The sequence below is a fragment of the Streptomyces sp. NRRL F-525 genome (assembly GCF_000716605.1).
GTDB lineage: Bacteria > Actinomycetota > Actinomycetes > Streptomycetales > Streptomycetaceae > Streptomyces.
In genome coordinates, this window is sequence record NZ_JNXE01000085.1 from 1 (window position 1) to 8277 (window position 8277).

Sequence of the window (8277 nt, forward strand, 5' to 3'; positions counted from 1 at the left end):
CGGCTCCCCTCCCCTTCCCGCCAGACTCTGGGGTCGAGCACAACGACGATGCCGGCGGTCGGGGTGCGGCCCGCCATGTAAACCCCGGCGAGAAGCCGCCCAGAGGTCCACGGGGCTCCGGCCGAGCGAGTGCCCCCGCGATGACGAGAGGAAACTGACGACATGTCGGTCACTCGGCGACGGAAGGAGGATCACGTTCCGTCTCCTGGCCCGATCGGCCAGCCGCGGGGCAGGGGGTTACATCGGGCACGTACCGGGCTCGGTTTGCCCCGCTGTCTGGGGGCCTTGCTGCCGGCCGGGGGAGTCGCTCGTGCCCGGGTGGTTGCCGCTGTGGTGGCGTACGACGGGCTGGGGGTAGGCGGAGTGCCATGTAGCTACTTGCCTGGTCAGTAACCCAGAAGTCACGGTTCGTGCGTCGAAAATACGAGCGCTCGAACCGTGACCGCTAGTTGCATTGGTTATAGCTCGACTCTTCTTGATCGGGCCTCGGTTCCTGAGCAGACTCGGCGCCGCGAGGAGGGGTGTAGCGTCTGCCGGCTACTCGCGGTTGCGGCCTTCATATTGACGGCCGGTGCGGCAAATCCAGATTGACGTTACGTCGGAAGACAGCCGGGCGGCGGAGAACCAAACTCGATTGGCTGCGTGGCTTGTTGACGGGAAGAGGCGGCGGCTCGGCGAGCGGCGGTTGTGCTCACGCGCGAGGTGTTCGCCGGGTGCACACCGGTTTGGCTGTGGGCCGGGAGAACGTCGCAGTGAACGTGAACGGCCGGCGGTGACACGCAGGTGGGACGGTCGGCTGTCCGGCTGGACTGTCCGTGTGTCCTCGTCGCCGAGGACAAGCCGCTGTCCGTCGAGCGAGGACATGTCTGTCCGGCTGGACGGGCTGAGGACACGCAGTCCTCGTTGTCCGGCGGGGGCGGACAACGCGTGTCACCGGGCCAGTGCAGGGAGAGTCACCCGGGTATTCGGTGAGCTGTCCGGCTGTCCACGCCGGCGAGGACAGACCGTTGTCCGCTGGCGGATGGTTGTCCTCGCCGATGGACAGACCGCAGACACGTTGTCCTGGTTGTCCTGCCCGGTGTCCGCCTTGTCCGGCCGGGAGAACGGCAGGGCCCATTGCCGTTGATCGGCTAACCGGCGATGTGTCCCTCGATGCCGGTGCGGCCGGATTGGGGTCTACGGGCACTGTGCAGAAGTGGATCCACGGCCGCAGATCTCGCCAGTTAAGGCCTGCGGTGGAGGTTGGGAAAGTTAGCGTTGTTCTTCGCGCTTCGCTTGTTCCTAACTTCTCGCAAGACAGTCACTGTTTCGCAGAATCAACACGACAACTTTGGAGACGTTATTTCTGGTCTCGACAGTTAACTTCGAAGTCGGCAACATGACGCCAGATTTGAGTTAATCCGCAGAGCAATGAAAATAACTAGTCGTGGTAGTCTTGTGCAACAGATGGCTTGAGGTCATCTCACAGTCCACATGAGTGAGCCCCGCGCTCGCACCGGGAAGTACGTTACGCGGGGCCCACGGCGGTGGGACTTGGTGGGCCCAACCCTTGCGCAAGGGTTGGGCCCATCTGCTTGTCAGTCGCAGGTCACCAGATCTTCAGGCCGTAGTACACGACTTGGAAGATCGCGCCTGCGAGTCGGACCACGACTGTGGCCTGACGAAGCAGCTTCGTCCACACCGGCTCGTTGTCCCCGTCTTGGGGGTCCTTGCCGATGCTCTTCACCTGTTCACCTCCTCTTGCCGGATGAATCCAGCTGGACGCCACCCGGGCAGCCGAAGAGGTAATGGATGAAAGAATACACCACACGGCCCCTCGGGCGGCGGCGCCGAAGTACCGGGCGGTGTTGTCAGGGAAACCCTGTTAAACCGCCCCCGTTGTTTCCCCGCCCACGGAACAAAAATGCGCCAACGGGTGCCAGGATAGATATCGGTGACGGCGTCCATGGTTTTCCAGGAAAGCCGCAGCTCAGGACAGGAATGGGCTTCGTGAGTGTGACCGGCGGTCACAAGGGTCCGGGGACTCCGCTGTACGTGGTGGAGTCGCAGGCGGTGCGGGTGATGCTGGCGAACTTGACGCAGAGGCGGGTGTGGGCGCCGGTGTCGAACGTGTTCCAGGTGTAGCTGATGGTCGTCCCGACGCGGCGGGCGCGTTCGGGGCCGAACAGGGGCTTCCCGTTGCTGTAGAGCTGCACGATGCGGGTCTTCGTCGTCTTGGGCGGGTTGACCCAGATCGCCGTGACGCTGTTCATCTCGTTGCGGCCGGTGATCCTGATGCAGACCTGGGGGCCTGACCAGTGGTGGGTGCAGGCGCTCGTGGAGGCGGCGGCGGGTGTGGCGGTGGGGATGAGGCACGCCACGGCGAGGGCGGCGCTCGTGTAGATGATCCGTCGGTTCATGCCGTGCCCAACCCGGGGGCGAGGGGGTGCGGGACGGTGGGGTCGTCAAGGTCACTCGTCCGGGGGACGGTGCTGCGGTCCGCGGTGGTCTGCCTGTACGGGCCCCTACGACTCAGGGTTCAGGAGCGGGCCGACCGAGATCGACGCGCCGCACTCTTTGCAGGCGACCGCCCCGGCCGTCGTACTGAGTACGTCGAGCGCGTCGAAGACGTCGAGTTGGTCGCCGCCGGCGGGAGCGGCCTCGCAACCGGTGATGTGCACGATGACCGCACCGGGCCGACCGTGGCGGGGCCGGACCCGCTCGACCGTCCATGACCACCGGGCGGAGGCCTTCTCCTCCTTCGGTGGCCCGTACGTCGGCACTCGGTCGTAGGTGACGCCGTCGACCGGGCGCGCTTGTTCGTCGGTCAGCCACACCCGATATTCCCGGGGCTCGACCCGCTCGGTCGCGGCGTCCGTGACCCACATCGGCAATCCGACCCAGTACATCCAGCCGCCGTTCGGCCAGCACCGCCTTTCGTGCAGGACGCCCTGCAGCTCCTGGTCGTCGGGCAGCAGCACCCGGATCGGGGGCGGCGTCTGGTCGGCGGAGGACATGCCGTCACGGTACGTGGCGCCCGGCCGGGCGGTTCATGGCCGGTCGCGCAGCAAGCCGGACTAATCAATGGATCTCCATTAGTATATGGGTCATGGACAAGATCAATGTCACGGTTATGATCTACGCGAGGCATGCGGCCCGGCTGGAATTCCTGAAAAAGCAGCAGAAACGAGAGGAGATCGCCACGGCAGAAGAACTCGAAAGGGCGGGGAGAACTCGGCGGGAAGCACGGAAGGCGGTTGCCCGGATGCGGCCGGTGGAGTGGCCTCCGCTCGAATCGTTCGTTGCGGCCGCGGTGGAACAGCGCCTGGCCGAGCCGGACCTGATCGGCCCATGGGAACCGCTGACCGAGGACGAACAGGCAGAGCTCGCGCTCTCGGGCCGGTGGCCGGGTCCGGGCCTGGGTGGACTGGTCCAGCGCAACTACAAGATGCCGGATGACCTGGTGATGCGGCTGCGTACGGCGGCCTGGCGGAGGTCTGAGGCTCCGTTGCGGGAGCTGCGCCGGCGCCGCTTGCTGGGCGGCGCGGCCCTGGTCCTGGACGAGACCCAGCGGCTTCAGCGCGACGAGCTCGTCGCGCGGCTGTACCCGGTGCCGCGGATCGTCCGTGAAGCTCTGACCCGGTACGGCCCGACTGCGGACGCGCCTGACGAAAATTAATGGAGATCCATTTATTAATGCGCCCGTGTGTGCACAGTTGATAGGGGGCTATTTCTTGCCAACTATTCCGTTGTTCTGGCTGTCTTGAATCGCTGCAAGAAAGCGCGCAGGAATGCTAACGTTTCAATTGCGTCGATTTTTTGGGAGGTAGTGAGTGGGCACGGTGACACAGGCGCCGGCTGGGGCGATCCCGCCGACCCGCACGGGGCAGGGCGAGGAGGCGGGCAGGCAGGCCCGGGGGGCGCCGGTGGACGATGTCGGCGGAGTGCCGGTGTATGGCTGGGGGCAGGCGCCGCCGTTCCTGCGTACGCAGACCCAGCTGGGGGAGTCCCGGCGGAAGCTGGCGGAGGGTCAGCCGGTCCTCGGGTACGTCCGTACCCGGAAGTACGGCGACATTGCGTTGTACGACCCGGGGTCGGCGCAGAGGATGAAGCGGCTGTCGCCGAGGGCGAGGGCTCAGATGGTGAAGCGGCGGACGTGCCCGGCCTGCTGCAGGGTCCGCAAGGAGATCGTGCGCGGTCCGCAGTGTTCGGTGTGCCGGAACAGGGCCCGTGACAAACAGCGGCAGCTGGACGCTCGGACGTGCTGGGACTGCGGGAAGGTGTCCGAGCGGCGGTTGCCGTCGCACCATCGGTGTGGGGGCTGCCGTCGTATGCAGCTCGCCGAGCGGCGTAGGTCTGCGGTCGCGTGGGTCGAGAAGGTGACGGTCTGTCCGGGGGACGGCTACGGGGCCGGCTGTTCGGTGAAGCTGGTGACGAAGTCGGAAGCTCGGGCCTACCAAAAGGATCAGGGGAAGGAGCGGGATTGGTGGATGCGGGCTCCGCAGTGGCCTGATCGGTGCCCGCCGTGCGCTGCGGTCAAGGAACTGCGGGACGCCGAGGAACGCGCCAAGTACCAGGCAGAGCGCGAGGAACGGCAGAAGAGGCTGCGGGAGGCCGAGCGGTTGGCGGCGGAGAGGCGTGAGCGGTGGGCCGCGGCCGCGCTCGCCGATCCCAACGTCGTGGTGCTGGACACGGAGACGACGGGCTTGCACGGCGAGGCGCGCATCGTCGAGATCGGGGTGCTCAGTTCCGGCGGGGAGGTCCTCCTCGACACGCTCCTGAATCCTGGGGAGCCGATTCCCGCCGATGCCACGGAGCTCCATGGCATCACGGACTCGATGGTCTCCTCGGCGCCCGTCTTCGGTGATGTGCTGGTGCGGCTGGGCGAATTGCTCGGCGGCAAGCGGGTGTTGATCTACAACGATGAGTTCGACGTCGGTCGGCTGCGGCACGAGCTGACGCTGTACTACCTCGACTGCAGCGCGGGCGAGGCGACCGAGGACGAGGCGGCGGCCTGGGCACGGGGGCAGGCAACGGCCTGGCTCGATGCCGTGCACTGCGAGGACGTGATGATCCCGTACAGCGATTGGGTGGGGGACTGGAGCGAGTACCACGGCAATAACACGTGGCAGCCCCTGAACGGGGGTCACCGGGCTGTTGGTGACTGCCGGGCGGTGCTCGACTGCCTGCGGTCGATGGGGCGCCGGTATGCGGCGGAGTACGAGGCGATGGCCGCCGGAGGCGGCGGACTGGATGAAAAGGGGGTGGGTTGATGCCGGGCTTGAGGGTCATGGGGTCAGACCCGGCCGAGGTGCGGCGGACGGCTGACGCGGTGGTGCGTGCTCTGCGGAACTGGCCGGAGACCCGGGTGGGAGATGTCTCCGAGACGCGGAACAAGCAAGGGCCGGGCATCCGGGTCTACATCGAGGTTCTGGCTGACGTCGCCACCGACGGGGTTGAGGTGACGGTTGAGCGGGACGAACAGCCGCCGAAACGGCCCGTGCGCGGAGAACTGCCGCCGGCCGGAGCCGGCCGTTCATGCTCCTGATGCTCGACGTCGGCGGGGCTGGCGGGGTGTCCCCGGCCTCGGGGCTGTCGTTGGTCGGGCATGACCTACTACGAGCTGTCCCGCTCCTCCGCCGCTCCGTTGGTCCGTCCGCCGAGGGAGCCATTCCCTGGAGAGGCCGAAGCGCTGGAGTCGGCGGCGGCGGCCGGCCGCAGGGCAGCGGGCTGGTTGCGGGCCCTTCCCTGCCCGGAGGATCAGAACTGGATCTCGGGTCTGGCCGACGCCATCGAGGAGGCGACTCGCAGCCTCGACCCCGGAGACTGTGACGACGTCGACCGCTGGGGCGAAGGCGGCGTGTCCGAAGCGTTGCGGGAACGGCTCGACGCGGTCTGGGGTGTGGCCGGTGCTGACTGGCTCTCTCCGGGACACAAGGCTCTAGTCCTGGCGATGGCCGGTGCCGTCCTCGGCATGCCGAGGATGCTCGCCAACGACCCCGTCACCGCGCTGCTGGAGGAGATCCCTGCTCTGTGCGCGGTACTCGACAGCGCCGCCGCCATCGGCGACGCCGTGGCCGCCCTGCCCGGCACCACCATCGTTTCCCAACGAACGTAGGCCCTGTGCGGCCGACGGGACTCGGGCGGTGCACTCGCACCCGAGGAACGCGCGAACGGTGGCCACTCGGTGTGTGCCAGCTCGGCGGCTCGGCAGAAGACGGGGGCATTCGGGCCGTGCGGAGTGCCTGCGGGTGCCGAGTCGGCCCGCGTAGTCTGGTGAGGCACCGAATCCGGAGGTCGCTCATGTCCGCTGCACCCCTCGATCACGCCCCCGGGCCGATCGATCGGCCCCGTACGGTGGGCGCGATCCGCCGTGCTCTCCCGCCGGAACTGCGCGACCGTTTCCAGGGAGCCCTGGACGACGCCGCCCCTGAGGATCTTTTCGCGCTGGTCGCGCTGTGGGGGGCGGTCGCGCAGACGGCCACCGATGCGGGCGCGGACGCGGCGGCCGGCGCCGTGCGGGCCGGAACCGCGGACACGTACGAGATTGGCGATGTGTTCCTCGCGCTGGCCGGGACCCTGTGAGCTATCGGGTGGTCTTCACCGATGCTGCCCGGGAGGCCCTGCAAGAGCTGGACGGTGCGGAGCGGCTGACAGCCATCGCTCCCGGTGCCCTGTCGCGGGATGCCTTGCGCGCGCTGCTCGCCGGCACCACTCTGGGCACGCTGCTGGAGGACCTGGAAGCGCTGGCGTCCGATCCGTACGGCGGGCCGACTCTGGCGCGTACGGCGGGTGCGGAGGACGATCGTACGGGTCTGCTCGGTGCGCTGGCGGTCACCTACATGGTGAGTCCCGCCACGGAACCGCCCGTGATCACGGTGACCACCATCCGGCCCCCGAAGGGCACGTAGCAGCGTCGGGCATGCCCTTGCGAGAGCCGGACCAACTCGCGGTCGGGGCAACGGCGTTCGGCGGCGGAGTCCGACCGCGAGCCGTGGCCCAGGGCGCGGGCCTCGGCGGTGGTCTCACGAGCGGTTGGCTGCTCGCCCTTGGGCGCGGGCTTCGTCCATCGCCTTCTTGAACTCGACGTCGCGGCGGCGGCGTTGGTAGATGGCGGGCGGTGTCACGCTCACGGCTGAGGCGGCGGCCTTCACGGTCGCACCGCTCCGTAGCTTCTCCAGGAACCGGGCTACCCGGGCTGGTGTCAGCCGGGTCTGACCGTGATAGCCATGCGGCGCGGCTGCCTGGATGACGGCCTCGCACGCGGCGTTGAACGCGGGATCTGCCCGCCAGTCGCCCGGCTCGCCCGCTCCGAGGATGAGTTCGGCCCGGCTGGGCGTGACGCCGAGTGCCAGCAGCCGGAGGTAGTCGGCGCGGGCGATGCGTCCGGTCTCCTCGGCGGCGTTCGGGTCGCGGCCCGCGAGCGCCACCGTCAGCCGCAGATCGGTGCGGGCCGCGATCCAGACGTCGGACAGGTCCAATCCCAGGCCCCTAGCTGCCTCGTCCGGAGCGCGGCCGTGGCGCAGCTCCGTGACGAGTAGGGCGCGGGCCTCGTCGGTGAGCGGCGCTGGTCTGGTCATGTGCGCCACCCTACGAACCGGGTGGCCGCCGGGCGACCTTCCCCTCGGAGACCATCTCTGAACCGCACTCTTGCTCCCCCAAGTCACTGGGGAGGATGGGCGTATGACCTTCCCGTGGCTGACCCCACCGTGGCAGCGCGATGTCGACTGCACGTACATGGCGGTGACGCTCACGGACGCGGGCGACCAGATCAGCATGGCCGCGTCGGCTGTGCGGGGAGACACCGAGACGGAGGCCCTGGCCGACCTGCTCATGGGACCCGGCAGCGCCGCCATCGCCGCCGCGGTGCTTCACGACCTCATAGGCGTCGTGGTCCGTGACGGCGTCGATGAGCTGTGGCTGACGCGGCCGCCCATTCACGTGGAGGCCGTGGAGGCCAGAGACACCGCCGGGGTGTGGGTTGTCACCGTGGACGCACCGCCGACCGAGGAAGCGACCTGGTTCTCCGCTACCGACACACGGCGTCTGCTCGCTCAACTCCAGGACAGGTACGGGGCATAGCTGGCACGGGTTCAGAGACGGTTCCTCAGAGGGGGCGCCGCGTGCAGCGCAATCGACTCGTGCCGGAGGGGCGATCACCTCCTCTGGACGGCTTGGGCGAGGAGCCGTGCCTCGGCGTCCTTGGCGCCCCCCGGGGTTCCGTGCGAGCCTCCGGTGACCGGTCGACGAGGGAACCCCCCGCCACCACCCACCCACCCACCACCCACCCACCCGCAC

At 68.3% G+C, this 8277-nt stretch carries 10 protein-coding genes; 6 read left to right on the forward strand and 4 right to left on the reverse strand.

Annotated features, from left to right (window positions below):
* Positions 1 to 1588: 1588 nt before the first annotated feature.
* The 3 genes from OO69_RS52325 to OO69_RS53420 all read right to left on the reverse strand — a co-directional run bounded on the left by OO69_RS52325 (position 1589) and on the right by OO69_RS53420 (position 2996).
* Entirely contained in the window at positions 1589 to 1726 is a 138-nt protein-coding gene (locus tag OO69_RS52325; RefSeq protein ID WP_158713538.1) for a hypothetical protein, read from the reverse strand.
* 280 nt (positions 1727 to 2006) lie between these two features.
* Positions 2007 to 2399 (reverse strand): hypothetical protein, encoded by a 393-nt coding sequence (locus tag OO69_RS47750; protein WP_033287325.1) that lies wholly within the window; start codon positions 2397 to 2399, stop codon positions 2007 to 2009.
* 105 nt (positions 2400 to 2504) lie between these two features.
* Entirely contained in the window at positions 2505 to 2996 is a 492-nt protein-coding gene (locus OO69_RS53420) for a DUF6233 domain-containing protein (RefSeq protein WP_234444720.1), read from the reverse strand.
* 92 nt (positions 2997 to 3088) lie between these two features.
* Here OO69_RS53420 and OO69_RS47765 point away from each other — a divergent pair, with 92 nt between their 5' ends.
* The 5 genes from OO69_RS47765 to OO69_RS47790 all read left to right on the forward strand — a co-directional run bounded on the left by OO69_RS47765 (position 3089) and on the right by OO69_RS47790 (position 6890).
* Positions 3089 to 3658, forward strand: coding sequence for a hypothetical protein (locus tag OO69_RS47765; RefSeq protein WP_033287326.1), 570 nt, complete (start codon positions 3089 to 3091; stop codon positions 3656 to 3658).
* Positions 3659 to 4310: 652 nt separating this feature from the next.
* Positions 4311 to 5252 (forward strand): exonuclease domain-containing protein, encoded by a 942-nt coding sequence (locus tag OO69_RS47770; RefSeq protein WP_234444721.1) that lies wholly within the window; start codon positions 4311 to 4313, stop codon positions 5250 to 5252.
* Positions 5253 to 5587: 335 nt separating this feature from the next.
* Positions 5588 to 6097 (forward strand): hypothetical protein, encoded by a 510-nt coding sequence (locus tag OO69_RS47780; protein ID WP_033287328.1) that lies wholly within the window; start codon positions 5588 to 5590, stop codon positions 6095 to 6097.
* 185 nt (positions 6098 to 6282) lie between these two features.
* A complete protein-coding gene (locus tag OO69_RS47785) occupies positions 6283 to 6564 on the forward strand; it encodes a hypothetical protein (RefSeq protein ID WP_033287329.1) in 282 nt (93 codons plus the stop codon).
* Positions 6561 to 6890, forward strand: coding sequence for a hypothetical protein (locus OO69_RS47790; protein WP_158713539.1), 330 nt, complete (start codon positions 6561 to 6563; stop codon positions 6888 to 6890). The genes OO69_RS47785 and OO69_RS47790 overlap by 4 nt, the downstream gene beginning before the upstream one ends.
* A gap of 114 nt (positions 6891 to 7004) precedes the next feature.
* Here OO69_RS47790 and OO69_RS47795 read toward each other — a convergent pair whose 3' ends face one another.
* Positions 7005 to 7559, reverse strand: coding sequence for a hypothetical protein (locus tag OO69_RS47795; RefSeq protein ID WP_158713540.1), 555 nt, complete (start codon positions 7557 to 7559; stop codon positions 7005 to 7007).
* 103 nt (positions 7560 to 7662) lie between these two features.
* Here OO69_RS47795 and OO69_RS47800 point away from each other — a divergent pair, with 103 nt between their 5' ends.
* Positions 7663 to 8061, forward strand: a complete 399-nt coding sequence (locus OO69_RS47800) for a hypothetical protein (RefSeq protein ID WP_033287332.1) — start codon at positions 7663 to 7665, stop codon at positions 8059 to 8061.
* Positions 8062 to 8277: the final 216 nt, after the last annotated feature.

Bases quoted from the DNA above. Each gene is read 5' to 3' on its own strand.
- OO69_RS47795 (WP_158713540.1), bottom strand. From the start codon at position 7,559: ATGACCAGACCAGCGCCGCTCACCGACGAGGCCCGCGCCCTACTCGTC.
- OO69_RS53420 (WP_234444720.1), bottom strand. From the start codon at position 2,996: ATGTCCTCCGCCGACCAGACGCCGCCCCCGATCCGGGTGCTGCTGCCC.
- OO69_RS47750 (WP_033287325.1), bottom strand. From the start codon at position 2,399: ATGAACCGACGGATCATCTACACGAGCGCCGCCCTCGCCGTGGCGTGC.
- OO69_RS47765 (WP_033287326.1), top strand. From the start codon at position 3,089: ATGGACAAGATCAATGTCACGGTTATGATCTACGCGAGGCATGCGGCC.
- OO69_RS47800 (WP_033287332.1), top strand. From the start codon at position 7,663: ATGACCTTCCCGTGGCTGACCCCACCGTGGCAGCGCGATGTCGACTGC.
- OO69_RS47770 (WP_234444721.1), top strand. From the start codon at position 4,311: ATGCAGCTCGCCGAGCGGCGTAGGTCTGCGGTCGCGTGGGTCGAGAAG.
- OO69_RS47785 (WP_033287329.1), top strand. From the start codon at position 6,283: ATGTCCGCTGCACCCCTCGATCACGCCCCCGGGCCGATCGATCGGCCC.
- OO69_RS47780 (WP_033287328.1), top strand. From the start codon at position 5,588: ATGACCTACTACGAGCTGTCCCGCTCCTCCGCCGCTCCGTTGGTCCGT.